Source organism: Pseudomonas sp. GW823-FHT06B06 (assembly GCF_058795195.1).
The window spans coordinates 733-25,011 of sequence record NZ_JBXAHO010000045.1 but is presented as its reverse complement, the minus strand read 5'-3'; the positions used below and the strand labels follow the sequence as shown (position 1 = coordinate 25,011).

Genomic DNA, 24,279 nt, shown 5'->3' with positions numbered 1-24,279 from the left:
TTCAGTGAACCCAAGGTACGCAGCCCTTTTGTGCGGAAACAGACAGCCATGGACAATACAATTGTTCTGGATTGTCACGAGTGGCCGTACTTGCAGTTTTGCCGGGCGAGTGACATAAAACCCTGAAATCCGGACAGCCGACCAGCTGCGATCACGCTTATACCGTTTGCGAATTATCATTATTCCAACGCGTCAAACCAGAAGCCTATGAACGATATCGCCAGCTCTCCCGATTCACCGTCTGACCAACCGCGCCTGATTGTCTTCCTCGCCTACCCCGAAATGGGCCTGCTCGACCTGACCGGCGCACAAACCGTGTTCTGGGCGGCCTCGCGCTACCTCAACAGCAGCAATCTGCCCGGCTACACCCTGCAGACCGCCAGCCTGAACGGCGGCCTGATCCACACCGCAGAGGGCCTGGCCGTCGACACCGTGCCCTTGAGCACCTTCGATGACCAGACGATCGACACGCTGATCGTTCCCGGTGCCCCGGCGATTATCCTGGCGATGAACAACACCCTGGGCCTGGTCGACTGGCTCAAACAGGCGTCCACCAAAGCCAGGCGCACCGCGTCGGTGTGCAGCGGTACGTTCCTGCTGGCCGAGGCCGGATTGCTCGAAGGTCGGCGCGCCGCCACCCATTGGGCGATGTGCGGCCTGCTCAAGGAGCGCCATCCATCCATCGAAGTCGACAATGATGCGATCTTTGTCCAGCAGGATTCAGTCTGGACCTCCGCCGGGGTCAGCGCCGGCATCGACCTGGCGCTGGCGCTGGTCGAAGAAGATGGCGGACGTGAGCTCGCACTGCTGACAGCGCGGGAAATGGTGGTGTTCCTCAAGCGCCCCGGTGGCCAGGCCCAGTACAGCCAGTTGCTGCAATCGCAAACCAGCGAAGGTGCGGCCTTCGACGACTTGCATTTGTGGATCACGCAGAACCTGTCTGGCGCCAACCTCACCGTCGAGACACTCGCCCAACAGGTTCAAATGAGCCCGCGCAACTTTGCCCGGGTCTACAAACTCAAGACCGGCCGCACGCCGGCCAAGGCCGTGGAAGTGCTGCGCGTGGAAGCTGCGCGACGCTTGCTGGAGGATTCGGAGCGCAACATCGATCAGATTTCCCGGTTGTGCGGCTTCGGGGATGAAGAGCGCATGCGCCTGACCTTCCAACGCAACCTCGGGGTTTCGCCGCGGGATTATCGCAACCGGTTTTCGCGCTGAAAACCTGCCAGGGGAACTCCTGACGACCGCCATGCATCCTAAAGGGTGAGAGACTTCCTTTTTGCTTCACGTCTTCAGAGGACACCGTCATGCGCCGTCTGATTATCATTTCTTCCCTTTTGCTGTGCTTACCTGTCGGCTCCGCGATGGCCGATGTGGATGCAAAGGATGTCGCCACGTCGGCCGGGGTTTCCGCCTCGCTGTATTCGACGTTCAAGGATGACAAACTGATGATTCCCGCCCGGGATGACGCCTCCAGCTTCGTGGCCAGTGGCGGCGCGATTCGTGGCGTTTATCTGGAGCAGGTACTGCAGCGGATTCGCCAACAGCATCCTGACCTCAACAGCGCCAGCGACGAAGACCTGGCTCGCGCAATTCTTGTCCAGGAAGGCGTTCCGGCTGGCCAGTAATGTCAGTAATGATCTATGTAGCGCGGTGTTGTTGATGGCCCCATCGCGGACTTGCCCGCGATGGGGACCAAAAGAGCACAGTCAAGCTATCGATAACGCGCTGCTGCCGTGGAATTGCCGAACAGCCCGGACAGCACTTGGCGCTGCGCTTCGTAGCGATCCCACTGCTCCCCGTCGTGTAATCCCGGAATGGTCACCACTTCCCCCTTCTCCAGCCCCACCAGTGCGGCATCGACCATTTCTTCGGCGGACATCACAATCTCCTGCGGCAAATTCTCCACCGGGTTGCCGGCCTCGCTCCAGAAGTCGGTGGCGGTCGCGCCTGGCAGCACGGCCTGGATACGAATGCCTTTATCCGCCAGTTCCCGGTGCATCGATTGGCTCAGGCCCAGGACAAATGCCTTGGTCCCGCCATACACACCATTGAGGATTTCCGGGGCGATGGCGACGATCGACGAAATGTTGATCACGGTCCCGGCACCGCGTTCGACGAAGCCCGGTATCGTCGCATAGGCCAGGCGTGTCAGCGCGGTGATGTTGAGGCTGATCATGTCTTCCATGTCATCCACGGGGCTGCCGAGCAACGGCATGACCGCGCCAACTCCAGCGTTGTTGACCAACAACGTGATGCTCGCGTCACTTCGCAGTATCTGTTCGACCCGCAACAAGTCGGCCTTGTCTTTCAGATCCGCGGCGACCACTTCCACATTACGGCCGGTCTGGTCGCTCAGCCGGTTGGCCAGCGTGATGAGTTTTGCCTGACTGCGCGCGACCAGGATCAGGTCGTAACCCTGCCGGGCGAGACGGTCGGCATACACCGCGCCGATGCCCGAAGAGGCGCCAGTGACCAGTGCAGTGCCTTTGGAGGAGAGAGCCATGTTCATTTTCCTTCACAGTGAGGCGAGACAATCGCCAGTCAGGAACTGTTATAAAGGGACTCGTGTCCGTCGCAAATGACGTTTAACCTACGTTTTTAGGACATCTGTTTTGAGGATTGGGCGATGATCAGCGTGGCGTTTGTGGTGTTCGAGGGTTTCCAGTCCATGGCGCTGGCTGCCATGCCGGTATTCGAATATGCCAATTTCAGTGCTGGGCAAGCCCTGTATGACGTGCGTGTACTGTCCGAAGACGGCCGCACCTTGCGCGCTTCTGGTGGCCTGAATGTTGGCACCGAGGCGTTCGACGAGCGGGTGTTCGATACGGTGATCGTGGTGGGCGGCGACACCATCCTCGAGCAGGCGCCCGAGGGTGTACTCGACTACGTGCGTGCCAGTGCCAGGACCGCCCGCCGTACCGCGTCGATTTGCTCTGGAGCCTTTGTCATGGCCCAGGCCGGATTGCTTGAGGGCCGGCGGGCTACCACGCATTGGGCTTATGCACGGCAACTGCAAGAACGCTTTCCATCGATCAAGGTTGAACCCGATCGAATCTACGTGATCGACGGCGCGATCTGGACCTCCGCCGGCATGACCGCCGGCATCGACCTGGCGCTGGCCATGGTCGAAAAGGATCACGGCGCCGAACTCGCACGTGCCGTAGCGCAGAAACTGGTGATGTACCACCGCCGTGCCGGCGGGCAATCACAGCACTCGGCGCTGCTGGAACTGGCGCCGAAATCCGACCGCATCCAGACCGTCCTCGCCTACGCTCGGGAGCACCTGGCGCAGACCTTATCGGTGGAACAACTGGCGCAAGTGGCGAGCCTCAGCTCGCGGCAATTCAGCCGTGCGTTCCGTACCGAAACCGGTCAGTCGCCCGCCAAGGCCATCGAGAACCTGCGCCTGGAGGCGGCACGGCAGATGCTTGAGGGTGGTCGCCTGACACTCGAGCAGATTGCCTTGGAAAGCGGGTTTATCGATCCTCGGCGCATGCGCGAAGCATTCCTTCGAACATTCGGGCAACCACCGCAGGTGATCAGGCGCAATGCGCGATCAGCGGCACAATGATGATCGTTCCCCTGCTCCGCGTGGGAACGGTCGGCGCTACACTGGGAGTGTCGGGGGTATTGCCTATGAAAATCTCGGCCAAACTGGCGTTTTTCGCCATCGTCTCCACCCTCGCCTACCTCTTGCTGGCAATTTGGGGGCTGGGCGGCTTCGCGGCGTTTTTTTCCCATACCGCCTTGGTGGTGGTTGCCCTGGCGACGCTGGTCATGGCCATCGCTTCGCTGTTTACCGAGGTCAACCTGAGTTCCGGTGAGCGCGAGGACAGGGCCAATCGCTGGGTACTGCCAGCGTTCGGAGTGATCGGGTTATTGAGTGGGTTTTTCCCGGCCTACACCGACCGCATCGACTTCTGGACCTTCGGTGGCGAAGGCGTGCGTTGGCTCGGGGCGCTGCTCTTCATCATCGGCGGCGTGCTGCGAATGTGGCCGGTGTTCGTGCTCGGCAAACGCTTCAGTGGGCTGGTGGCGATCCAGCCTGGCCATCGCCTGGTGACCGACGGGATTTATCGTCGCTTGCGCAACCCCAGTTACCTGGGGATGTTGGTGATTGCCGTGGGCTGGGCGCTGGCGTTTCGTTCGGGGGTCGGGTTGCTGCTGGCCGCGCTGACCGTGATTCCGCTGATCGCGCGGATTCATGCCGAGGAAGCATTGTTACGGGCGCAATTTGGCAGTGAATATGAGGCTTATTGCGCCCGGAGCTGGCGATTGATCCCCGGAGTGTATTGATGCCGACCTTGTAGGAGCTGCCGCTGCGATCTTTTGATTTTTTTAAAGCAAAGTCAAAAGATCGCAGCCTGCGGCAGCTCCTACAAGTTGGGCCGGTCACGAGTTGCTTAGGCGCATCAGGCCATCAGCGCCAATCAGGGCAACAATTTGCTCATAACTTGCCAACGTGGCGTGTGCGGTCACAATCGGCTGCTCATGTGTCGCCGTGACAATCAGTAAATCCGCCCCCGCCGCCTCGGCTGCGAGAATGCCTACCGTTGCATCTTCGAAAACCAGGCAATCCGATATTTCTACACCCAGCCGCTGCGCAGCCAATCGATAACCGGCCGGGTCAGGTTTGCCAGCGGCGACATCTTCGGCAGTGACCAGCACAGCCGGCTCCGGAATCCCTGCGGCTGCCATCCGCCGCAACGCGAGCGCCCTCGGGGCGGAGGTCACGATGGCCCATTGATCGGCTGGCAAAGACTGGAGAAAGCGCGCCGCGCCCGCCACTTCTTCAACACCCCCGACATCCTCGATTTCCGCTTCGGTGATCCACGCCGCTTCGGCCTGGGCATCGACTCCGGGCAATGCCAGGCGATTGATGGTGTCGATGGCGCGGGCACCGTGAATGGTCGGCAGGAAGGTCTCGACATCGACGCCGTGACGCACGGCCCAAGCAGCCCAGACGCGCTCGGCGGCGGCAATTGACGTAAGGATGGTACCGTCCATGTCGAACAGGAAGGCACGGTAAGGAACGTTCAAGACGGATTCGGGAGCAGACAAAGGGTCCTTCCTATCTCAAGGATCTGATGGGATGCCCCGAGAAATGTACACGATCGAACGAACTGTCGCAGGCTGCGATTTTCAAGATCGAAAGATCGAGAGATCGTCCGAACGCGGCCCGAGCCTGCGGCAGCTCCTACAGGGGACGGCGTGATTTCAGTGCGCCGTCCACGCAATCAAGCAATTGACCCACCGCCCAGGGTTTCTTGATAAACGAGACATTATGCCGGACCCCGGAAGTTGCAGGGGTTTCGAAGCCGGACATGATCATGATCGGTTTGTCCGGCCAACGATCTCCGAACAGATTGGCCAGGTCCGCGCCGTTGAGCGTTCCCGGCATGGTGATGTCCGTGAGAAGCATCCCGACTTCGGGTGCGTGGCTCTGCAAATACTCCGATGCGGCGTCCGCGCTGGTTTGCGCTTGCACTACATAGCCTTCCTCTTGAAGAATTTCGCAAAGAAACTCCAGGATCAGCGGGTCGTCCTCAACCACCAGAATCAACCCGCCATGAAGCTGTCCGCCCGCTGTCGATTCTCGACTCATGACCTTGCCGCTCCCTGATCACACCAGTTTATATGCGGGCTTGAAATCCGCTACCTACAGGTATGAGCGGCAGTCTCTGCGGAAATTCATTTTTGATACAAACAGACGACGAAATCGGTGTTTGCGAGACGTTTACTGGGACATCGGGTCTTTTTTCATAGCGTCCTTGGACATGGCGTCTTTCTTCATGCTGTCCTCGCTCATGGCATCCTTGGACATAGTGTCCTTGCTCATCGTGTCCTTGGCCATCGAATCCTTTTTCATGACGTCCTTATGCATGGCGTCCTTGGACATCGAGTCTTTGCTCATGCTGTCCTTGCTCATCGTATCGCCAGCAAAAACACTGGCAGCGCCGATGGCCAGGCACATGGACAGAACAACAGTGGTCAACTTTTTCATGGTGAAACTCCTTGATGCATGGGGTGTGGACGGGGGAATTGCCGGGGTTGCGTCAGCTGCCACCGAACCAGTTGTAGCCCTGGTCTTCCCAGTAGCCGCCGCTGTAGGTGTTGCTGACGAAAATCGCCTGGATGTGCTTGGGATTCTTGTAGCCGAGCTTGGTGGGCATGCGCAGTTTCATCGGGAAGCCGTATTCGCGCGGTAGCACAGCGCCATCATAGGTCAGCGTCAACAGGGTTTGCGCATGCAGTGCGGTGGCCATGTCGATGCTGGTGTAGTAATCGTCGGCGCACTTGAAACCGACGTATTTGGCGTCTGTATCGGCCCCGACCCGTTTCAGGAAATCGCTGAAGCGCACACCGCCCCAACGACCGATCGCGCTCCAGCCTTCGACGCAGATATGCCGGGTGATCTGCTCGGTTTGCGCCATGGCGCGCAGCTCTTCGAGCCGCCAGGTGCGCTTGTCCGTCACCAGGCCGGTGACCTCCAGCCGATAGCTCTCCTCCTCCACCGTCGGCGCTTCGTCGATGCCGTAGAAGGCATTGAACGGAAATGGCCGGGTGATCATCGACGCCGGGTAGGTCGGCGCCATGGCATTGGGGTTGAACAGCCAGCCTTGCACCCGGTCGTTGAAGCGCGACATGGCGGACAACGCGGTCTCGACGCTGTCGTTGTCGGTGAGGTTGCAACCGGACAACATGGCCACGCCGCCGAGTGTCAGGCCACGCAGCAGGAACGAACGGCGCGAGCGGTCTTCGATCTGCGGGGCGAGGATTTTACGGGCGTCGGTCAGGATGGATGACTCATCCAGCCCGGCGTCTTGAATGGGCTTTTTCATATGGGCTCCTTGCGACCGACAATCATGGCCAACAGTGTTTTGGGAACCAGTGCCACCATCACCAGGTGGACCGCGACGAACGCCACCAACAGTGCCATCGCGATGAAATGTACATGGCGCGCACCTTCGTAGCCCCAGAGCAATTCACGCAACAGCGGGAACTGCACCGACTTCCACAGCACCAGCCCGGAGAGCACCAGCAGCGTGATATCGACCATCACGAACAGGTACGCCAGCCGTTGCACCTGGTTGTAATGATTCAGGTCGGCATGTCCCAGCTTGCCGCGCAACGCGGCCCAGAAGTCATGCAGCACGCCTTTGGGCGAGACCGGGAAAAAGCGCCGCTTCAGGCGCCCGCTGAACAGGTTGCAGGCCAGGTAGACGAGGCCGTTGACGGCCAGGAACCACATCGCCGCGAAGTGCCATTGCAGGGCGCCGCCCAGCCAACCGCCGAGGGTGATGCCTTTGGGAAAACTGAAATCGTAAAGCGGGGAAGCGTTGTAGATGCGCCAACCACTGGTGACCATGACCAACACGGCGAGTGCGTTGAGCCAGTGGGTCAGGCGCAGCCAGCGCGGATGAGATGAAACAGGTGGGCACGGCATGGTCGGCTCCCGACGGTTGATCGATGGAGCGATTATGTGAGCCGACAGATCGCCAAATCCTCACGTAAAGTTAAATTAATCGTGATAACTGCGCAGGTAGTGCGCCAAGTGTTTTCTCCGCCCATTACCCTCGCCATCAGATCAGGACGCAGTGCTGCAACATTAGGTGAGATGGGCCAGGCATTCTTCTCCAAGGCCCATCCACACATCGCCCAAATAACTTACTTACAGCCGGGTAAAGATTTTAATGTATTTTCGATACTTTCAATTTCACGCTCTACAAAACGATCCCTGCTAGCCACACGCCCCTCCAAGACATTAAGTATGCTCTGCGCCTTTTCAGTACTTCTGTTACTCGGCCATTCTTCATGAGAAAAACCGGTTGTCGGAGCCGAAATATTGTTTTCTGTGCCTGGGTTGAGCTGCCCCCTCATATTTGATATTTCCCGGGTGACTTCAGATATAATTGAAGACCGGCTAGATGAACGACTTAACGCTCCAGGAGAGTTTATACCGGAGTCAAAACTTGTAGTGCTATCGGATCGCCCCCTGGTTAAGTCACCCGTTTTTTTAGACAATTGCACGCTACGCCAGCTATCTTCTTGTTCCTGTTTACGACTTGCATGATTCAACTTTGCCTTATCGGTTTCAGAGAGCGCAATTTCATTAAGTTTTCTGGACCATTCAGCGCCCCTGGCTGCGCGGTTTTTTTCATACTTCTCCTGTTTCTCCGCTTGACTCTGCCTTAGCATATTTTGTCGCTCCCTTTCTTCCTGAACACGTTCATTCAAGAAATTTTTATAATCTCGGGCACCTGCATCAACTGAATACTTCTTCAGTTCAGCAGCCCCCTGATAAACTCTTCTTTTTACCCGCTCTTTTTCGGCACCTCTAACAGCGATATCAGAATTATCAGCTGCAATTTTTACTCTTCGCTGATCAGCAGTACCTATCAGCAAATTGATTGCCGCAGTGGCTCGCACCTCTTTATTAATATCGGCAAATATGTTAACAGTCTCGACTTTAACATCGAATATTCTTAGATAATCAGGAGGAAGAATATTCCGCGCTGCTTGTTCACCCATCGTCCCAGCGCGCACACAATTAGCTAGAGACTGCATCAAGCTATCTTTTATTTGCGCAGGCACCTGTGCTGCGCCCTGGGATGGAAAACGAGTATTAAAATAATAGCCCGGAATCTTTAACAGTTCACTTGACTGATTAAAAACCTCAGAATTTATTGCTGTGGCTTGTACCGCAGGCGAGGCCTTTGCAAGCAGACTAGTAAACTCCAGCATGCGTCCAATTTGTATTGCCTTGATTTGCCCACCTGAATTCAAAGCAATGTTCAACTTTTTTTGTAATTCGGCGCTAGATGAACCAACAGTACCTGCAGGGTTACTCCCCGGTGCAGTGGGAGGGATGATTGCATTGGCCGAACCGGATGGCCTGTCTGGCTTTGTCTCATCCTCGCTATCACTGTCAGATGTTGCCCCAGATCGGATTGCTCCCGATAACGCGCCAGCGACCGCACCGGCTCCGCCTTTGTCTGGACCGTCTTCACCGAGTTTCTTGTCAAGAGCGTTGGCAATGGGAGCGCAAACTTCTTCTTGTGTTATGTGTTGTGCCGGCCCGCCGCCTTTCAAACCCGGATTTCCTGGCAATTGAGGCCGACCGTTTTTCGCCTGAATCTTATTAAAGATACTCAAATCGTTGCCATCCGAATCCGAATCCGAGTCGGTATCGGCATCACTCGAATTGGAGTAACACTCTTTCAAACGACGCTCCTCTGCCTCCGAGATCTGTATATACGCATTTAGCGTCTTCGTTTCAACTTCAGTCAACTCATCATGATCCTTAAATAGCTCCTCAGGAAGTATGCGCTTAACCGCTTCAGTTAAATTTCCAAAACGACGCTCAGCGATCGGTTTATAATGACCGCTGCCATTAGTCCAGAGCTTTAGCTGTCCATCTTCAAACAAAAAATCTCCCGCATAAAGTACATCCTTACCTTGGGCTAGCGAGCTGTGGCCTTCAACATAGTAGGGGTTATGATGTCGATATTCATTTAGCTCTCCTTTCGAATTCTGTTGGCCATTGTTCATACCACAATAAATACGATCAGGTTCATCTGGAAGGATGACATATGAGAAAACACCTTTCAGGTTGTACCTTCTTCCATTATCCTTGCGGACTAGCTCATATTTATCTTCGTCATTTTTCGTCACATAAAATATTTGACCGAACACCGCTTCTTTTTCCACATAAAAATCAGGAATTTGCGGTATCGGCACCATAAGCTCTGTCAAAATGCTCTCATCACGAAACTTAACTTTAAGCGCAGGACTCTTATCAAATAATTTCTCAATGACAGTCTCTTTGAGTGGATACCTATAGCCCGCCCCCTTGAGTTTATCCAAACCGGACGCTATGTAGGTTATGAATGTATTTTTACGCTTCTCGAATGGATTCACCTTGCCCAAATTCGGATTGATATGTTTATCGAACCCTAGGGTATAGGCTCTAATAGCCGCAAATTCTTCCTGAGAAATAATAGGCGCCACCCCTGACTCCTGATACAACTTGTTAATCTCTTCGGGACTACCCACCATCTTTTCAGCTTCAATTCCCCCTAGGTTAAAATCACGAAACATCTCGTAGAACAAACCTGTCAACATTGGCGAAACCGATGCGTCAACTGGTTCTAAATTTGTAGTAGGCGGCTGTACAAAACGTCCATATAGCGGCACTTCTTGATTACCAGTTCTTGAAGTATCATCGGTTCCTTGTGGTGAAGAGGTGGGAGTTGAGTCGGTAGAAAATAGTTTGTCACTCCACGACTTCGGATCCTGTTCCCACGGAGCGGAAACTGTTTTATTATTTTTATAAAACTTGACAGCATCGCCCAATTGCGCTCTGCATCGATACAAATGTCGCAACTCCTCAGCCGTTATTCCGCCTGCTTTTAAATCCTTATTACCAACCACACTTCCCATCTCAATATCATCCAGAAAAATGTGCAGGTAGGCTGTTGGCCCACCGCCACTTTTTTGCTGAACAAACTCATCAATCATACTTTTACTTTTATTAGAAAAGAGATAGGTGGCAGACTCGTGAATCCGTCGCCACGCCTCTCCTCCAGAAAACTTTCCCTGAATTTTTTCTGTTTCGAGCAGGCCGAATGCGTGGGCGTAACGAGGATGCCTGCTTAAATCTGAAAATAATTCATCCAAGCTTTTATCTGAAAATTCGGAACAATCTTTATTAGTACCTCCGCCCTCTTTGCCTTTCTCTTCCAGCTCAACAATATAATCAAAAACTCCAGAAACAAATGCTATAACACCCTCCACGGAGGCAGTGGATGTTACATCCGACAAAGCAGTTTTGTCAGCTTTGATATTTTCACTTCCAACCGTTTCATCCCTGCCTGATTTCTTACGTCGTTGTTCTTCCTTCACGACGATAACCAGCGCGTCCTCCACATCAAGTATCGTATCTGGCTTGTCGTTTACCTTTGAGACTGGCGTGCCTTCAAAATCATAGGCTTCAGGCTGTTCGGCCATTATGTTAAACGCGACCCTCAGGTTTTCCAGCAGACGGGCTGGCGTCCATGCGGGATGTTCCTTGCTGGTAACCGAAGGCAGACCTAATATACGATCCCCTTTGGCTTCAGAAAAAGAAGAGCAAAAATTTTCTTCCGGCACTGCTTTCGTAGAGACTGTTTCGTTAGTTTTAGCTTGAACACTTTGAATGTTTGCGGAGCTGGAAGAACTGCGAGAAGGGAACATGCTATTTATTTCCACCGTCAATTTATGCAGATTTTTTAATGCCGCGAACTGGTTTGTTACGCAGTTTGAACTCCCCCTCAATGACAGCAACTCTGTTATTGTATCTAAATATTTGATACCGCCACCTATTTTTACCTTTATGAAAAGTCAAGCAATATCAATCAACCTGAAGTTGTGGGTTGCCCTGCACCATAGGACCCCACGTTGATTACGCACCCATCCATTCGCCACAATTTTGGTTAAAATACCGCCCCCTCAAATCGCCGACCCGACCCGATGAATTCAGAAGCGCTGACCACCCTCCACGACCATCTACTGACTGCCCTGGCAACGGCACCTGCGGAAACCCGCCGCCTGTTCCACGGCCGCGGCCGCTGCTGGCCAGGGCTGGAGCAAGTGACCGTCGACTGGTTGCAGGGCGTAGTGCTGGTGTCGCTGTTCAAGGAGCCGGAAGCGGCGCAGTTGGAGGCGTTGAAAGCTCTGCTGCTGCAGATCACCCAGTCAGCGACATGGACGCAATCCGGCGCCCACACCCTGCTGCTGCAACACCGCTACCTGCTGCAAAGCACTACCGAATGGTTGCTCGGGGAAGAAATCGACGAGCTGACGATTGTCGAAGGCGGCTTGAAGTACCGGGTGGACCTGGGGCGTAAACAGAACACCGGGCTTTTCTTCGACATGCGCTACGGCCGCGATTGGGTGCGCGCCAATGCCCAGGGCAAGCGCGTGTTGAACCTGTTCGCCTACACCTGCGGTTTCTCGGTGGCGGCCATCGAGGGCGGCGCGACCCACGTGGTCAACCTGGACATGTCCAGCCCGGCCCTGAGCCGCGGGCGTGACAATCACCGGCTCAACGGGCATGACCTGGGCAAGGTAACTTTTCTCGGCCACGACCTCTTCAAGTCTTGGGGCAAGGTGATCGGTAAGGGTCCGTATGACCTGGTGATCATCGACCCGCCGTCGTTCCAGAAAGGCAGCTTCCTGCTGACCAAGGACTACCAGCGGGTACTGCGTCGCCTGCCGGAACTGCTCAGCCCCGAGGGCACGGTGCTCGCGTGCATGAACGACCCGGCCTTCGGTGCGGACTTCCTAATCGATGGCGTCACCCGTGAAGCCCCGAGCCTGCGGTTCGAGCAGCGCCTGGACAATCCGCCGGAGTTTCCGGATGCCGATATCGAGTGTGGGTTGAAGGCGTTGGTGTTTACCCTGGCGGATTGAGCACCAAAGCAAACAACTCCCCATGCCCGTTCACGTTGAGCTTGTGATAGAGATTGCGCCGATGCACCTTCACCGTCTCCGGGGAAATTCCCATCCGCTGGGCGATGGCCTTGCTGGAGAAACCCTGGAGAATCAGGCGTGCGGTTTCGATTTCGCGCACCGACAAACGTGCATCGAAGCGATCGAGCAAGGCCGCCAGGTCCCCGGCTACGGCTTCGACCGTCGGGCCTTCCGGCGGTAGCAATTGCAGGTGCCGACGCATCGCCGCCAGCACCCAGTCGCGTACGCACAGCAGGCGTCCCTGCTCTTGCAGCGTGAAGCGTGTCGCACGTCCCAGGGACAAACCGAGGACGGCGCCGTCGACGTTGACCATGAACTGCAGTTCGTCCCCGCCTACCACCGTGCGAAAGTAGCTCAGGTAGTACTCGCTTTGCTGAAACTGGTCCGGCGCCACCGAGTCGAGGCTGTGCAAGCCATCGGCGATGCCGGCGCAGACGGCCAGGTAAAACGGATCGAGCAGGTACATGCCGGCGCTGTAGTCCGCCAGTTCTTCATGCTCATCTCCGCTACCCCTGGAGTCGAAATCGATCAGCAGGCGCGGCACCCGTCCCGGTCGCATCACCGCGACCAAGGCGTTGTCCAGCGGCACCAGCAAGCGCAGGGTGTCGACCAGCGCACGCCAGAATGCGTCCTGGCCCAACACGCCAAATACCCGCGCCAATCCCTGGTGCAGCGGTAACTCTTTCAACAACGCGTCCACGCACTACCCCTTTTGAGTAACCCATCATGGGAATGGGTAACGGCCACCCCGGTCGATACGCTGCAAGCTCCTGATCATCACCGGCCTGCAGCAGGCCAGGAGTGCCGCATCATGAGTGGTCACCGCTCGTATTTCAATCTGGGGCTGGGCGCCTGTCTGGTGGCTTCGCTATCAGCGGTTGCTGCCGATGGCCCTACCGTGCACGTGTACAACTGGTACGACTACATCGGCCCCAATACCCTGCATGACTTCAAGCGGGACACCGGTATCCAGCCGGTCTACGACACCTTCGACAGTGCCGAAGTCCTCGAAGGCAAACTGCTCACCAGCCGCAGCGGCTACGACGTGGTCGTGGCCAGCAACTTCAGCCTGCCAACCCTGATCAAGGCGGGCGCGCTCGCCCCTCTGCCCCGCGCCGAGATGCCCGATTTCAACAATATGGACACCGATCTGCTGGCGAAACTGGCCAACAACGATCCGGGCAACCAGTACGCCGTGCCGTATCTGTGGGGCACCAACGGCATCGGCTATAACGTGGACAAAGTGCGCGCCATGCTGGGCGACAAGGCGCCGGTGGATTCCTGGGACCTGGTGTTCAAGGAAGAGAACCTGGCCAAACTTGGCGAATGCGGGGTGGCGATGCTCGACTCGCCCGCGGAAATGCTGCCGGTCGCCCTGCACTACCTGGGCCTGCCGCCCAACAGCACTAACCCTGAAGACTACAAAAAGGCAGAAGCGCTGCTGCTCAAGCTGCGGCCACATATCGCCTACTTCAATTCGTCGAAGTTCATCAGTGATCTGTCCAACGGCAACATCTGCGTGGCAGTGGGTTGGTCCGGCGCCATGCTCGAAGCCAAGGCCACCGCCGAGCAGGCCGGCAACGGCGTGAAGATCGCCTACAGCTTGCCCAAGGAAGGCGCACCGGTGTGGTTCGACACGCTGGTGTTGCTCAAGGACGCACCGCATCCGCAACAAGGCCTGGCCTTCATCGACTACCTGATGCGCGCCGAGGTCATCGCCCCGGTCAGTAATCACCTCAACTACCCCAACGGCAACCGTAACGCGACAGCGCTGGTGGCCGAAGCGACGCGGACCAACCCGGCTGTTTATCCGTCGGCCGAAGCCATGGCCACGTTGTTCACCCTGCAACCCTTGCCGCCGGCCACCGAGCGTGTGCGCACGCGGATCTGGAGCAAGGTCAAGAACGGCCAGTAGCTGCACCACCGCCAATCCCTTGTGGGAGCGAGCCTGCTCGCGAAAGCGGAGTGTCAGTCGACATCAACCTTGCCTGATGCACCGCATTCGCGAGCAGGCTCGCTCCCACAGGTTCCGCGCCCGAACGATTACCTTTTTGTCATTACCTTGAAGATGAGAACCCCCATGAAACCACGTGCCCGCGATCTCAACATCCAGTTTGGCCAGCTGCAGCCCGGTCCCCTCAACGCGATCACCGACGTACCTGGCGTGCGGGTCGGTCATAGCGATGTACGCGGTCGCTCCGCCAAGGGCCGCGATATCGTCACCGGGGTGACCGTGATCGAACCCCGTGCCGGTTCCACCAGCCAGCAACCGTGTTTTGCCGGGGTCCATGTGCTCAATGGCAACGGCGATGCCACGGGCCTTGAGTGGATTCGCGAAGCGGGTCTGTTGACCAGCCCGATCGCCTTTACCAACACCCATAGCCTGGGCGTGGTGCGCGATGCCTTGATCGTGCTGGACCGTGAGCAGCAACCTGACGACGGGCGGCTCTACTGGAACATGCCGGTGGTGCTGGAGACCTACGACGGCTTGCTCAATGACATCAACGGCTTCCACGTGAAGCCCGAGCATGTCGCCCAAGCCCTGCACGCGGCGGTCGGCGGCCCTGTGGCCGAAGGCAATGTCGGCGGTGGCAGCGGCATGATCTGCCACGAGTTCAAGGGCGGCATCGGCACCGCTTCGCGACGCTTGAGCAGTGCCCAGGGTGGCTGGACGGTGGGCGCGATCGTCCAGGCCAACCATGGCATTCGCAATGAGTTGCGCGTCGATGGCTACCCGGTCGGGCGCTACATGGAACAGGTCGACTCACCCTTTCTCAAGGCTGCACTGCCGCACCCGGGCATGGGCTCGATCGTGGTGTGCCTGGCCACCGACGCGCCCTTGCTGCCGCACCAATGCACCCGCCTGGCCCAACGCGCCAGCCTCGGCCTGGCCCGCACCGGTGGCGGCAATGAAGACCACAGCGGCGACATCTTCATCGCGTTCGCCACCGGCAACCAGCATGTGCCGCCAGCGGCTTACGAGAGTAAAAAAGCGCCAACCTGCGATAACCTGAGCATGGTCAATAACGATCACATCAGCGAATTGTTCCTGGCGGCCACCGAGGTTGTCGAAGAAGCCATCATCAACGCCTTGCTCGCAGCCGAAACGACGGAAGGTAACGGCCATGCGGTGCCGGGGCTGGATGCCGAAACGCTGCTCGAGGCCCTGAACCAGGCCGGTTGGCCCGGGAAGCACAATCGCAGAAGCTGACACTTGTGGGGGGATTCGACTAGTGGTACTTGAGACCGCCCCCCCATCTTCCTACGATGGAGTTGCGCAATCGCTTGCTTGTCCAAGCCGTTGCGTAGGTGGTGAGTGCACTGAACCCCTATCAAGCTCACCGCCTGCTTCATGCGCATCTTGAGCCTCAAGGGCTCTACTTCTCCCCATCAAAGAGCTTTGAGGCTCTTTTTTAACTGCGCGAAAACCACACCTGAAAAAGCCCGGCACCTGGCCGGGCTTTGTGCATTCTTATACCCATCGCAGATCCCCCTGTTGGAGCGAGCATGCTCGCGAAAAACCTGAGCTCGCCGCGGGGTGTCAGTCTTATAGCGTTATCGTTAACGACCATCGCGACGGTGCGACGATTCGACATGCTCGCGCCTACAAGTTAAACGCGTTTTTCCAATCGCTCGCGGACAAACTCGTTGGCCTTGCGCGTCAGCTGGTCCAGATGCCGGTCACGTTGTTTCTCAGCATCGAGCATCGCCCGCTTGCCGTGCTTTTGCAGCAGATAGGTGTGAATCTGCCGCACCTCCAGTGAGCTATAGATGGGCGCCACATCCAGCAGCGCCCTCAAGCCGTCGCTGCCATGATCACGGGTGTTCATCAGCACCTGGGTGGCTCGCACGCCCACCACCTCGAAGCCAATCGACTCGAAGTACGGCACCTTCGCCACTGCGCACGCCAGTTCGGCACCTTCGCCACTGCGCACGCCAGTTCGGCATGCGGGTAACGACCGACCATCTCGCGCAGCATCCTGCGCGCAATCCCTTGTCGCCGATGACCGGCAACCACCGCCATATAGGCCACGCTGCACGCGTCGGGATCATCCTTGACCGGCAGGTACAACAGGAACCCTGTGACCTTGTCCGGATCATCCAGGTCCGTGGCGACGATCAACTCCACCTCAATGCCTTTCGTCCCGTTCAAGGCCTCCAGATACAGATGCACTTCGTAGCCGATCGCGTACTGGTAAACGTTGTACAACAGGTTGCTCGGCGCAATGGCGACCATGCTGATGTCGGTCAGGTTGTCGACCACCATCTGCAGGATCTGACTGTTGACCGACTCAGGGCACGGGGTTTTGTAGTGGGTGATCTGGGGCATTGCGGGGATTGACTCCGGGGAATGGTCGCGACTGCCTATCATAGCGTGCCGGGCCGCGTTACTCGCCTGTCTTGATCGATTCATGAGCCACACGCATAACTCTACCGTTGAAAACCGCTAAAACTTTTCCCTGATCGCGCAGGTCAGTCAATGGATGAGGGCTGTAATCGCCAATCAACCATAGGAAACGCACCGATGCTCGACGTCATGACGATTTCCCGACGAGAACTCCTGATCGTGGGCGTGGTAACCGCAGCGGCCGTGATCCTGCCTCCGTTCATTTCTGCACAGGCATCGGCCGCCAACGCGGCGCACCCGGTCAAGACCAAACTGTCGATCTGGGTGAACGGTGCTCGGCAGGAAATGGAGTTTGACACCCGCACCACCCTGCTCGACCTGTTGCGCGAACACCTGCAGCTCACCGGCTCCAAGAAAGGTTGCGACCACGGCCAATGCGGCGCCTGCACGGTCATTGTCGACGGCCGGCGCATCAATTCCTGCCTGACCCTGGCGGTAATGCACGAAGGCGCGAAAGTCACCACTATCGAGGGGCTCGGAACGCCGGACAAGCTGCATCCAATGCAGGCGGCTTTCATCAAGCACGACGGCTATCAATGCGGCTATTGCACGCCGGGGCAAATCTGCTCGGCAGTCGCGGTGCTGGGTGAAATCCGCGATGGCATTCCCAGCCACGCCAGCCCGAATCTCACCGAACCACCCAGGCTGATCGCCAGCGAACTCCAGGAACGCATGAGCGGCAACATCTGCCGCTGCGGTGCGTACTCAAACATCATCGAGGCGATCACCGAAGTCGCGGAGACCAGCGCATGAGACCTTTTAACTATCTGCGTGCGCAGTCGCCGGCCGAAGCCGCGTCGCTCTCTGCGCAGGTCCATGGCTCGCGATTCATTGCGGGCGGCACCAACCTGTTGGACCTGATGAAACTGGACATCGAGACGCCGACGCAACTGATCGACGTCAACCATCTGGCACTGGATCGCATCGAAGCCACGCCCGAAGGTGGCTTGAGAATCGGTGCGCTGGTCAGGAACACCGACCTGGCCGCCGACCCGCGCATCAGGAAAGATTACGCGGTACTCGCGCGCGCCCTGCTCGCTGGCGCCTCGGGCCAGCTGCGCAACATGGCCACGACCGCTGGCAACCTGCTGCAACGCACCCGCTGCCCGTACTTCTACGACACCCATCAGGCCTGCAACAAGCGCCAGCCCGGCAGTGGCTGCGCCGCCATTGGCGGATTCAGTCGGCAACTGGGCATCATCGGTGTCAGCGATGCCTGCATTGCCACCCATCCCAGCGACATGGCCGTGGCCATGCGCGCACTCGATGCCCAGGTTGAAACGGTTCGACCCGATGGCACGACACGCGTCATTGCCATCACCGACCTGCATCGATTGCCCGGTAATACGCCGAACATCGAAACCGCCCTGGCGCCCCACGAGCTGATTACCGCCGTGACGTTGCCGCCGCCAATTGGCGGCACGCACATTTACCAGAAAGTCCGGGACCGCGCCTCTTACGCATTCGCCCTGGTCTCGGTAGCCGCGGTGATCCAGAAGGACAGCTCCGGCCGCGTGGCCCTGGGCGGCGTCGCGCCCAAGCCGTGGCGTGTGGAGAGCGCTGAAACAGCGATGGCCAAAGGCGCAAAAGCGCTCTCGGAACAACTACTGGCCGGCGCCACCCCCACCCATGAAAACGCCTTCAAACTGACACTGGTCGAGCGCATGCTCGCTTCGGTGATGGCGCAAGCGAGGGCCCAGGCATGAAATTCGACACCCCGGCCACCACCAACCCCATCGATCAAGGCAAGGTCGTCGGCCAGCCCACCCCGCGCATCGAAGGGCCGCTGAAAACCACTGGCCAAGCGCCTTACGCCTACGAACACCATGACGCCGTGCCGAACCAGGCCTATGGCGTGGTGGTCGGTTCAGGCATTGCCAAGGGGCACATCGCTACGATGAACCTTGCGCCCGCCGAGTCGGCGCCCGGGGTGATCGCCATCGTCACCGCCGCCAATGCCGGCAAGCTCGGCCAGGGCAAATACAACACCGCCAGGTTGCTCGGCGGGCCAGAGATCCAGCACTACCACCAGGCCGTGGCCCTGGTGGTCGCCGAAACCTTCGAACAGGCACGCGCCGCCGCAGAACGGCTGGAGATTACCTACACAAGCACCGACGGCGCATTCGATCTGGCCAGCTCACGCGGCTCAGCGGTGGAACCCAAGGAGCAGATGGAAGACACCCTGCATGGGGATTTTGAAACGGCGTTCGCGGCGGCACCGGTGCAACTGGACGCCACCTACACCACGCCTGACCAGGCCCACGCGATGATGGAACCCATGGCCTCGATGGCCGCCTGGGACGGCGACCGCCTGACCCTGTGGACTTCGAACCAGATGATTGACTGGTCGGTCGCCGACCTGGCGACCACCCTGGGCATACCGAAGAAAAATGTGCGTCTGATCTCGCCGTACATCGGCGGCGGGTTCGGCGGCAAACTGTTTATCCGCGCCGACGCGCTCCTGGCAGCCCTGGGGGCGCGCATGGCCGGCAGACCGGTCAAAGTGGCGCTGGCGCGGCCGCTGATCTTCAACAATTGCACCCACCGCCCGGCGACCATCCAACGCATCCGCATTGGTGCCGGCAGCGACGGCAAGATCACCGCCATGGCCCACGAAGGCTGGTCCGGTGACTTGCCAGGCGGCAAGGTGGAACTTGCCGCGCAACCGAGCAAACTGCTGTACGCCGGGGAAAATCGTCGCGTGACCATGCGCCTGTCGACACTCGACCTGCCCGAGGGCAACGCCATGCGCGCACCGGGTGAAACGCCGGGCATGATGGCGCTGGAAATTGCCATGGACGAAATGGCCGAGAAGCTGAAACTCGACCCCGTGGAATTTCGCATTCTCAATGACACCCAGGTCGATCCAACGAAACCGGATCGGCCCTTTTCCCAGCGCCACCTGGTCGAATGCCTGCGCACCGGTGCCGAGCGTTTTGGCTGGGGCCAACGGCACACGCAACCGGCCACCCAGCGCGAAGGTCGCTGGCTGATCGGCATGGGGGTGGCCGTGGCCTTTCGCAATAACCTGCTGGTGAAGTCCGGTGCTCGAGTCCGTCTGAATGATCAGGGAATCGTCACCGTGGAAACCGACATGACCGATATCGGCACCGGCAGCTACACGATCATTGCCCAGACAGCGGCGGAAATGCTGGGCGTCAGCCTGGATAACGTGGTCGTGCGCCTGGGCGACTCGAGCTTTCCCGTTTCGGCGGGCTCCGGTGGGCAGTTTGGCGGCAACTGCTCGACGGCGGGGGTGTATGCCGCCTGCGTCAAGCTGCGTGAGGCCGTTGCGCAACGCCTGGGGGTGAAGGTCAACGAAGCGCAATTCACCGATGGCGAAGTGCGCGCGGGTGGTAAAAGCGTGCCGTTGCGCGATGCGGCGAAGTCGGGCGAAATCGTCGCCGAAGACAGCATTGAATTCGGCGAGCTGAGCAAGCAGTACCAGCAATCGACCTTCGGCGCGCACTTCGTCGAAGTCGCGGTCGACAGCGCCACCGGGGAAACCCGCGTGCGCCGAATGCTGGCGGTGTGCGCGGCCGGGCGCATTCTCAACCCGACGTCGGCCCGCAGCCAGGTGATCGGCGCGATGACCATGGGCGTCGGCGCGGCGCTGATGGAAGACCTGGTGGTGGACACTCGCCTGGGCTTTTTCGTCAATCATGACCTGGCCGGGTACGAGGTGCCGGTGCACGCCGACATCCCCCACCAGGAGGTGATTTTCCTCGATGAGACCGACCCGATGTCCTCGCCGATGAAAGCCAAGGGTGTTGGCGAACTGGGTATTTGCGGGGTCAGTGCCGCCATCGCCAACGCGGTGTACAACGCCACGGGAATTCGGGTACGCGACTACCCGATCACGCTGGACAAGCTGCTGGATAAGCTGCCTCCGATGATTTAAGCGCCGGTATCGGAGAATGGCTGACCGATCTACGCTTCGCGTGGGAGCCTGCGGTGCCGCAGGCCTTCAGCAGAATCGACAGGACTTTGAGCCCAATGCGGCGTTTGGAACAGTCGCTGGCCAAGGTAGGGCGAGCGATGCCTGAGGTCACTTTTTCGAGCGTGTCCTGCAACCGCGCGAGACCTTTCCCGAAGCCACCCATTTCCATCAGGTTTGCGATGGCCGCATGCAAATTTATTGACGGCTGCGCCAATGCGTTTTTCTTTCCGGGGCAGTACTACGACTATCGCTGGCCACTGTCGGTGTCGTTGGCCAACACGTTGATGGTCACCGGCTGGCCGTTGTTGCTAGCGGCGCTTACAGGATTGGCCACCGGTTTCTGGTTCCGGCCTTCCCGATACCGAGCCCGACCGCAACCGTACGTTCGGCCTTCGGGCAGACGGTTACGGTGCCGACAGTGGAGCACTGAAGCGCTTGGCGCCCGGACCATGCAAGGTGGACCGGGCGCCACGCAACCGCACCATCAACAGATCTTGTTCACGGGTTTGTAGGCCCCCGCCAGATAGACATCCACGTGATTTTTCGGCCGATAATTGCTGACTGTGATCACCCGTTGCTGCACGGTGTCATCGATGCATTCCTGGCCAAAACATGTCTTGCCGATCGGCCGGAAATAGCGCGCGTTCAACAGTCGGTAGGTGCCACCCAGGAAGTCCTGATAGGAGTCGGTGATCTCCGGAAGCGCGTTCGGCGGCCGGGGGATTTTTTTCGGATTGAGCTCCAGTCCGCACTCCATCGCCTTGTTCGCCATCCAGCGCAAGGGTATATCCGACAGCGAGTTATCGGCATAGCCGCCACCCACGTTGGCATGCGCGCCACAGAACCAGACCTGCTCCATCACTTGATTTGGCTTGGCAATCGGGTCCCATAAGGTGCATTCGTAGTTGGCCCGATGCTCGTCGATGGCGACGGCATGGAAGGCATTGCGCACAATCCCGCTTAGCTCGGTGTCGTGAAACTCGTAGTACTTGTGGTTGAACCACTCGGCCGATTTGAACGGCACGCCCAAGGCGCCGACCGTGTCCCAGACACCCAGGAAATGGATATCGATTTCCCGGGAATAATTCTGGCGAAAGAACTGGGCGTTTTCCGTATCCGCGCTCGAATCGCGGGTGCGGTACAAGGTATAGGCCTCATCGATGCGATCGATGTGCTTTTTCGTCAGCAAGCCGACGTTGCGGATCAGCCCCACCAGGCTACGCGCGGAATAGGCACCGCGACTGAAGCCGAAAATGAACACCTGGTCGCCCTCCTCGTACAGCTTGGCCAGGGCGACATAACCTTCCTTGATTTTCTTCGACAGCCCCACTCCGAAGGCCCCGCCTTCGAGCTTGTCGTACCAGTCGGTGCCCACGCCGGCGACATAGATTTTCTTCTGCGGCGTGCCGTCCTTGTGGCTGGGGAGGATCGCGTCATGCAGCTTGACCACATTGGTGCTGGCGTCGCCATCGATCTCCGGAGCCTGATCAGGCAGGTTCCAGGTGCCGTCGAATGCGACGATGATTTTCTTTGGCATATTCATCTCCCGTCACTGTTCACTACCCCTGCACGCTCGCTAGCGCTGTGGCGCGACCATGCGAAACTGGATATTGATTTCGTTGGAAACAAAACTGTCGGCCCACTCACCTTCCCCGATCTTGAAGTCATTGCGCTTGAGCGTCAGCTCGCCGACGAAGATCCCGACACCGCCCTCGGCCTTGAGCAGGACCGGCACATCCACCTTGCGCGTCAGGCCTCGCAGCGTCAGATTGCCGGTAATCAGGTAGCGGTCTTTGCCGAAATCCTTGATGCGCGTTGATTCGAAGGTCGCCTGCGGATAGCGCTCGGTGTCAAACCAGGCAGGCTTTAGCAGCTCGGTATTGGCGTCTTCACTACCGGCGTCGATGCTGGTCAGATCGATGGTCAGATGGGCGTGAGCTGCCTCGGGGCGGGCGGTATCGAAATCAAGGGTGCCGACAAATTCCTTGAATGTGCCGAAGGCTCGCGTTCCCATCTGGTTGTAGGTGAACCTGATAGTGCTGGCCTTGGCATTCACATCCGAGTATTCAACAGCGCCACCCTTCGCAGGAACGCCCAACGCAAGCAGGGCAACCAGGGACGAAAAACGCAGGAATCGAGAGTTCATGGAACACTCCGGGCCGGGGCGCCCTCATGGGCAAGTGTCGAACACACGCAAGCCAGCAACAGGAGGACTAAAGCAAAGAACGACCGTTTATTCCACTGGCCGCACCGATTTGCGACCACTCGTCCCTACATTGCCCACGCCCGTTGCAACAACCCGATGACCTCGGCATCCGACGTCTGGGAAAAATCCATGTACCAATGCCCGATCGACATGAACCAGTCGGGTATGATCGGGCAGATCAACTCATCCACTTCACGGCGCAACGCCTGGACCGTTTCAACCGGCCCCACTGGCACCGCCACCACGATGCGCGCCGGCGCCTGCACACGCACCGCTTGCACTGCCGCCAACATCGAGGCCCCTGTCGCCAACCCGTCGTCGATCAGAATTACCACCTGGTCCTTGAGCTGCACCGGCGCCCGCGTGCCTCGGTAAACCTGCTCGCGACGCAACAGCTCCCGGGTTTCCCGGGCGACCACGGCCTCCAACGCGGCCTTATCAATGGGGTGAGCCCGCAACGCCTGTTCATTACGAATTTCGATACCGCCACTGGCAATGGCGCCCATGGCGTACTCCGGGCGGGACGGAACACCCAGCTTGCGCACCAGCATCAGGTCCAGGCGCACGCCGAGCGCCGTGGCCACTTCATAGGCCACCGGCACCCCGCCCCGCGGCAAGGCCAAAACGATTACATCGGCGCGATGGGCATAGGGGAGCAACGGCTCCACCAGGCGTCGACCGGCGTCGATGCGGTCCCGCAGGATGGATTGCGATGACTGATTCATTTGAAAACCTCCCCGGGCGATCAACACCTGTCGGTTCGCATCACATCATCAATTGTCGGTTCGACGGTGACTGGCAGCAAGCTCGAACACGAGGACAATGCTCAACCGCAATTCCTTGTGGGAGCGAGCCTGCTCGCGAAGACGGCCTGACAGCCGATCCATCTCTCACGGCTGCACCGATCCACTGTAGGAGCCAGGCTTGCCGGCGAAGGCGCCCTCACACCCAACCCATCTCTCACGGCTGCACCGATCCACTGTAGGAGCCTGGCTTGCCGGCGAAGGCGGCCTCACAGCCAACCCATCTCTCACGGCTGCACCGATCCACTGTAGGAGCCAGGCTTGCCGGCGAAGGCGGCCTCACAGCCGACCCATCTCTCACGGCTGCACCGATCCACTGTAGGAGCCAGGCTTGCCGGCGAAGGCGGCCTCACAGCCAACCCATCTCTCACGGCTGCACCGATCCACTGTAGGAGCCAGGCTTGCC

21 protein-coding genes and 1 pseudogene are annotated in these 24,279 nt (G+C 58.5%); 10 read left to right on the top strand and 12 right to left on the bottom strand.

What is annotated here, in order from left to right:
• Positions 1–207 precede the first annotated feature (207 nt).
• Both AC1Q8Q_RS27940 and AC1Q8Q_RS27935 read left to right on the top strand, forming a co-directional pair.
• Positions 208–1,218, top strand: coding sequence for a GlxA family transcriptional regulator (locus tag AC1Q8Q_RS27940; protein ID WP_020796749.1), 1,011 nt, complete (start codon positions 208–210; stop codon positions 1,216–1,218).
• An 89-nt stretch (positions 1,219–1,307) separates the two neighbouring features.
• On the top strand, positions 1,308–1,628 hold the full coding sequence (locus AC1Q8Q_RS27935) for a DUF2388 domain-containing protein (RefSeq protein ID WP_033044188.1): 321 nt from the start codon (positions 1,308–1,310) through the stop codon (positions 1,626–1,628).
• Between the two features lie 86 nt (positions 1,629–1,714).
• Here the strand turns inward: AC1Q8Q_RS27935 and AC1Q8Q_RS27930 are convergent, their stop codons facing one another.
• Complete coding sequence (locus tag AC1Q8Q_RS27930; RefSeq protein WP_033044187.1) at positions 1,715–2,506, bottom strand: SDR family NAD(P)-dependent oxidoreductase; 792 nt, start codon at positions 2,504–2,506, stop codon at positions 1,715–1,717.
• A gap of 123 nt (positions 2,507–2,629) precedes the next feature.
• On the opposite strand from AC1Q8Q_RS27930, the gene AC1Q8Q_RS27925 reads away from it, so the two are divergent.
• Entirely contained in the window at positions 2,630–3,574 is a 945-nt protein-coding gene (locus tag AC1Q8Q_RS27925; protein WP_020796752.1) for a GlxA family transcriptional regulator, read from the top strand.
• A gap of 65 nt (positions 3,575–3,639) precedes the next feature.
• Positions 3,640–4,299 carry a methyltransferase family protein gene (locus AC1Q8Q_RS27920; RefSeq protein ID WP_492615777.1) on the top strand — a complete coding sequence of 220 codons (660 nt, stop codon included), beginning with the start codon at positions 3,640–3,642 and terminating at the stop codon, positions 4,297–4,299.
• A gap of 96 nt (positions 4,300–4,395) precedes the next feature.
• Here AC1Q8Q_RS27920 and AC1Q8Q_RS27915 read toward each other — a convergent pair whose 3' ends face one another.
• From AC1Q8Q_RS27915 to AC1Q8Q_RS27890, 6 genes are all read right to left on the bottom strand, one after another.
• Positions 4,396–5,064: an HAD-IA family hydrolase gene (locus AC1Q8Q_RS27915; protein ID WP_492615776.1), complete on the bottom strand. Its 669-nt coding sequence runs from the start codon at positions 5,062–5,064 to the stop codon at positions 4,396–4,398.
• 136 nt (positions 5,065–5,200) lie between these two features.
• The gene (locus AC1Q8Q_RS27910) at positions 5,201–5,608 is read right to left on the bottom strand and encodes a response regulator (RefSeq protein WP_020796755.1); all 408 of its coding nucleotides are present in this window, start codon (positions 5,606–5,608) and stop codon (positions 5,201–5,203) included.
• A gap of 132 nt (positions 5,609–5,740) precedes the next feature.
• The gene (locus tag AC1Q8Q_RS27905) at positions 5,741–6,007 is read right to left on the bottom strand and encodes a pentapeptide MXKDX repeat protein (protein ID WP_492615775.1); all 267 of its coding nucleotides are present in this window, start codon (positions 6,005–6,007) and stop codon (positions 5,741–5,743) included.
• 52 nt (positions 6,008–6,059) lie between these two features.
• On the bottom strand, positions 6,060–6,845 hold the full coding sequence (locus AC1Q8Q_RS27900; protein WP_020796757.1) for a molybdopterin-dependent oxidoreductase: 786 nt from the start codon (positions 6,843–6,845) through the stop codon (positions 6,060–6,062).
• The gene (locus tag AC1Q8Q_RS27895) at positions 6,842–7,450 is read right to left on the bottom strand and encodes a cytochrome b/b6 domain-containing protein (RefSeq protein WP_020796758.1); all 609 of its coding nucleotides are present in this window, start codon (positions 7,448–7,450) and stop codon (positions 6,842–6,844) included. The genes AC1Q8Q_RS27900 and AC1Q8Q_RS27895 overlap by 4 nt, the downstream gene beginning before the upstream one ends.
• Before the next feature lie 221 nt (positions 7,451–7,671).
• Complete coding sequence (locus AC1Q8Q_RS27890; RefSeq protein ID WP_492615774.1) at positions 7,672–11,238, bottom strand: hypothetical protein; 3,567 nt, start codon at positions 11,236–11,238, stop codon at positions 7,672–7,674.
• Between the two features lie 276 nt (positions 11,239–11,514).
• Between AC1Q8Q_RS27890 and AC1Q8Q_RS27885 the strand changes: the two genes are divergently transcribed.
• Entirely contained in the window at positions 11,515–12,456 is a 942-nt protein-coding gene (locus AC1Q8Q_RS27885; RefSeq protein ID WP_020796760.1) for a class I SAM-dependent methyltransferase, read from the top strand.
• Here AC1Q8Q_RS27885 and AC1Q8Q_RS27880 read toward each other — a convergent pair.
• Entirely contained in the window at positions 12,440–13,216 is a 777-nt protein-coding gene (locus AC1Q8Q_RS27880; protein ID WP_020796761.1) for a helix-turn-helix transcriptional regulator, read from the bottom strand. The genes AC1Q8Q_RS27885 and AC1Q8Q_RS27880 overlap by 17 nt on opposite strands.
• 111 nt (positions 13,217–13,327) lie before the next feature.
• Between AC1Q8Q_RS27880 and AC1Q8Q_RS27875 the strand changes: the two genes are divergently transcribed.
• Together AC1Q8Q_RS27875 and AC1Q8Q_RS27870 are read left to right on the top strand one after the other, a co-directional pair.
• Complete coding sequence (locus tag AC1Q8Q_RS27875; RefSeq protein ID WP_020796762.1) at positions 13,328–14,431, top strand: extracellular solute-binding protein; 1,104 nt, start codon at positions 13,328–13,330, stop codon at positions 14,429–14,431.
• A 165-nt stretch (positions 14,432–14,596) separates the two neighbouring features.
• A complete protein-coding gene (locus tag AC1Q8Q_RS27870; protein WP_083349337.1) occupies positions 14,597–15,727 on the top strand; it encodes a DmpA family aminopeptidase in 1,131 nt (376 codons plus the stop codon).
• A 400-nt stretch (positions 15,728–16,127) separates the two neighbouring features.
• Here the strand turns inward: AC1Q8Q_RS27870 and AC1Q8Q_RS27865 are convergent.
• A pseudogene (locus AC1Q8Q_RS27865) lies at positions 16,128–16,846 on the bottom strand (GNAT family N-acetyltransferase).
• 207 nt (positions 16,847–17,053) lie between these two features.
• On the opposite strand from AC1Q8Q_RS27865, the gene paoA reads away from it, so the two are divergent.
• From paoA to paoC, 3 genes are read left to right on the top strand one after another with little or no spacing between them, the layout of a single operon-like run.
• Entirely contained in the window at positions 17,054–17,677 is a 624-nt protein-coding gene (paoA, locus tag AC1Q8Q_RS27860) for an aldehyde dehydrogenase iron-sulfur subunit PaoA (protein WP_492615779.1), read from the top strand.
• Entirely contained in the window at positions 17,674–18,630 is a 957-nt protein-coding gene (locus AC1Q8Q_RS27855; protein ID WP_020796767.1) for an FAD binding domain-containing protein, read from the top strand. Before paoA ends, AC1Q8Q_RS27855 begins: the two co-directional genes overlap by 4 nt.
• The gene (gene paoC, locus AC1Q8Q_RS27850; RefSeq protein WP_492615773.1) at positions 18,627–20,825 is read left to right on the top strand and encodes an aldehyde oxidoreductase molybdenum-binding subunit PaoC; all 2,199 of its coding nucleotides are present in this window, start codon (positions 18,627–18,629) and stop codon (positions 20,823–20,825) included. Before AC1Q8Q_RS27855 ends, paoC begins: the two co-directional genes overlap by 4 nt.
• 523 nt (positions 20,826–21,348) lie before the next feature.
• Here the strand turns inward: paoC and AC1Q8Q_RS27845 are convergent.
• From AC1Q8Q_RS27845 to AC1Q8Q_RS27835, 3 genes are all read right to left on the bottom strand, one after another.
• Positions 21,349–22,401 carry a T6SS phospholipase effector Tle1-like catalytic domain-containing protein gene (locus AC1Q8Q_RS27845; protein WP_020796769.1) on the bottom strand — a complete coding sequence of 351 codons (1,053 nt, stop codon included), beginning with the start codon at positions 22,399–22,401 and terminating at the stop codon, positions 21,349–21,351.
• Between the two features lie 39 nt (positions 22,402–22,440).
• The gene (locus tag AC1Q8Q_RS27840; protein ID WP_492615772.1) at positions 22,441–23,010 is read right to left on the bottom strand and encodes a YceI family protein; all 570 of its coding nucleotides are present in this window, start codon (positions 23,008–23,010) and stop codon (positions 22,441–22,443) included.
• A gap of 125 nt (positions 23,011–23,135) precedes the next feature.
• Positions 23,136–23,795 (bottom strand): phosphoribosyltransferase, encoded by a 660-nt coding sequence (locus AC1Q8Q_RS27835; protein ID WP_492615771.1) that lies wholly within the window; start codon positions 23,793–23,795, stop codon positions 23,136–23,138.
• Positions 23,796–24,279: the final 484 nt, after the last annotated feature.

Bases quoted from the DNA above. Each gene is read 5' to 3' on its own strand.
- AC1Q8Q_RS27940 (WP_020796749.1), top strand. From the start codon at position 208: ATGAACGATATCGCCAGCTCTCCCGATTCACCGTCTGACCAACCGCGC.
- AC1Q8Q_RS27935 (WP_033044188.1), top strand. From the start codon at position 1,308: ATGCGCCGTCTGATTATCATTTCTTCCCTTTTGCTGTGCTTACCTGTC.
- AC1Q8Q_RS27930 (WP_033044187.1), bottom strand. From the start codon at position 2,506: ATGGCTCTCTCCTCCAAAGGCACTGCACTGGTCACTGGCGCCTCTTCG.
- AC1Q8Q_RS27925 (WP_020796752.1), top strand. From the start codon at position 2,630: ATGATCAGCGTGGCGTTTGTGGTGTTCGAGGGTTTCCAGTCCATGGCG.
- AC1Q8Q_RS27920 (WP_492615777.1), top strand. From the start codon at position 3,640: ATGAAAATCTCGGCCAAACTGGCGTTTTTCGCCATCGTCTCCACCCTC.
- AC1Q8Q_RS27910 (WP_020796755.1), bottom strand. From the start codon at position 5,608: ATGAGTCGAGAATCGACAGCGGGCGGACAGCTTCATGGCGGGTTGATT.
- AC1Q8Q_RS27905 (WP_492615775.1), bottom strand. From the start codon at position 6,007: ATGAAAAAGTTGACCACTGTTGTTCTGTCCATGTGCCTGGCCATCGGC.
- AC1Q8Q_RS27900 (WP_020796757.1), bottom strand. From the start codon at position 6,845: ATGAAAAAGCCCATTCAAGACGCCGGGCTGGATGAGTCATCCATCCTG.
- AC1Q8Q_RS27895 (WP_020796758.1), bottom strand. From the start codon at position 7,450: ATGCCGTGCCCACCTGTTTCATCTCATCCGCGCTGGCTGCGCCTGACC.
- AC1Q8Q_RS27890 (WP_492615774.1), bottom strand. From the start codon at position 11,238: ATGTTCCCTTCTCGCAGTTCTTCCAGCTCCGCAAACATTCAAAGTGTT.
- AC1Q8Q_RS27885 (WP_020796760.1), top strand. From the start codon at position 11,515: ATGAATTCAGAAGCGCTGACCACCCTCCACGACCATCTACTGACTGCC.
- AC1Q8Q_RS27875 (WP_020796762.1), top strand. From the start codon at position 13,328: ATGAGTGGTCACCGCTCGTATTTCAATCTGGGGCTGGGCGCCTGTCTG.
- AC1Q8Q_RS27870 (WP_083349337.1), top strand. From the start codon at position 14,597: ATGAAACCACGTGCCCGCGATCTCAACATCCAGTTTGGCCAGCTGCAG.
- paoA (WP_492615779.1), top strand. From the start codon at position 17,054: ATGACGATTTCCCGACGAGAACTCCTGATCGTGGGCGTGGTAACCGCA.
- AC1Q8Q_RS27855 (WP_020796767.1), top strand. From the start codon at position 17,674: ATGAGACCTTTTAACTATCTGCGTGCGCAGTCGCCGGCCGAAGCCGCG.
- paoC (WP_492615773.1), top strand. From the start codon at position 18,627: ATGAAATTCGACACCCCGGCCACCACCAACCCCATCGATCAAGGCAAG.
- AC1Q8Q_RS27845 (WP_020796769.1), bottom strand. From the start codon at position 22,401: ATGCCAAAGAAAATCATCGTCGCATTCGACGGCACCTGGAACCTGCCT.
- AC1Q8Q_RS27840 (WP_492615772.1), bottom strand. From the start codon at position 23,010: ATGAACTCTCGATTCCTGCGTTTTTCGTCCCTGGTTGCCCTGCTTGCG.
- AC1Q8Q_RS27835 (WP_492615771.1), bottom strand. From the start codon at position 23,795: ATGAATCAGTCATCGCAATCCATCCTGCGGGACCGCATCGACGCCGGT.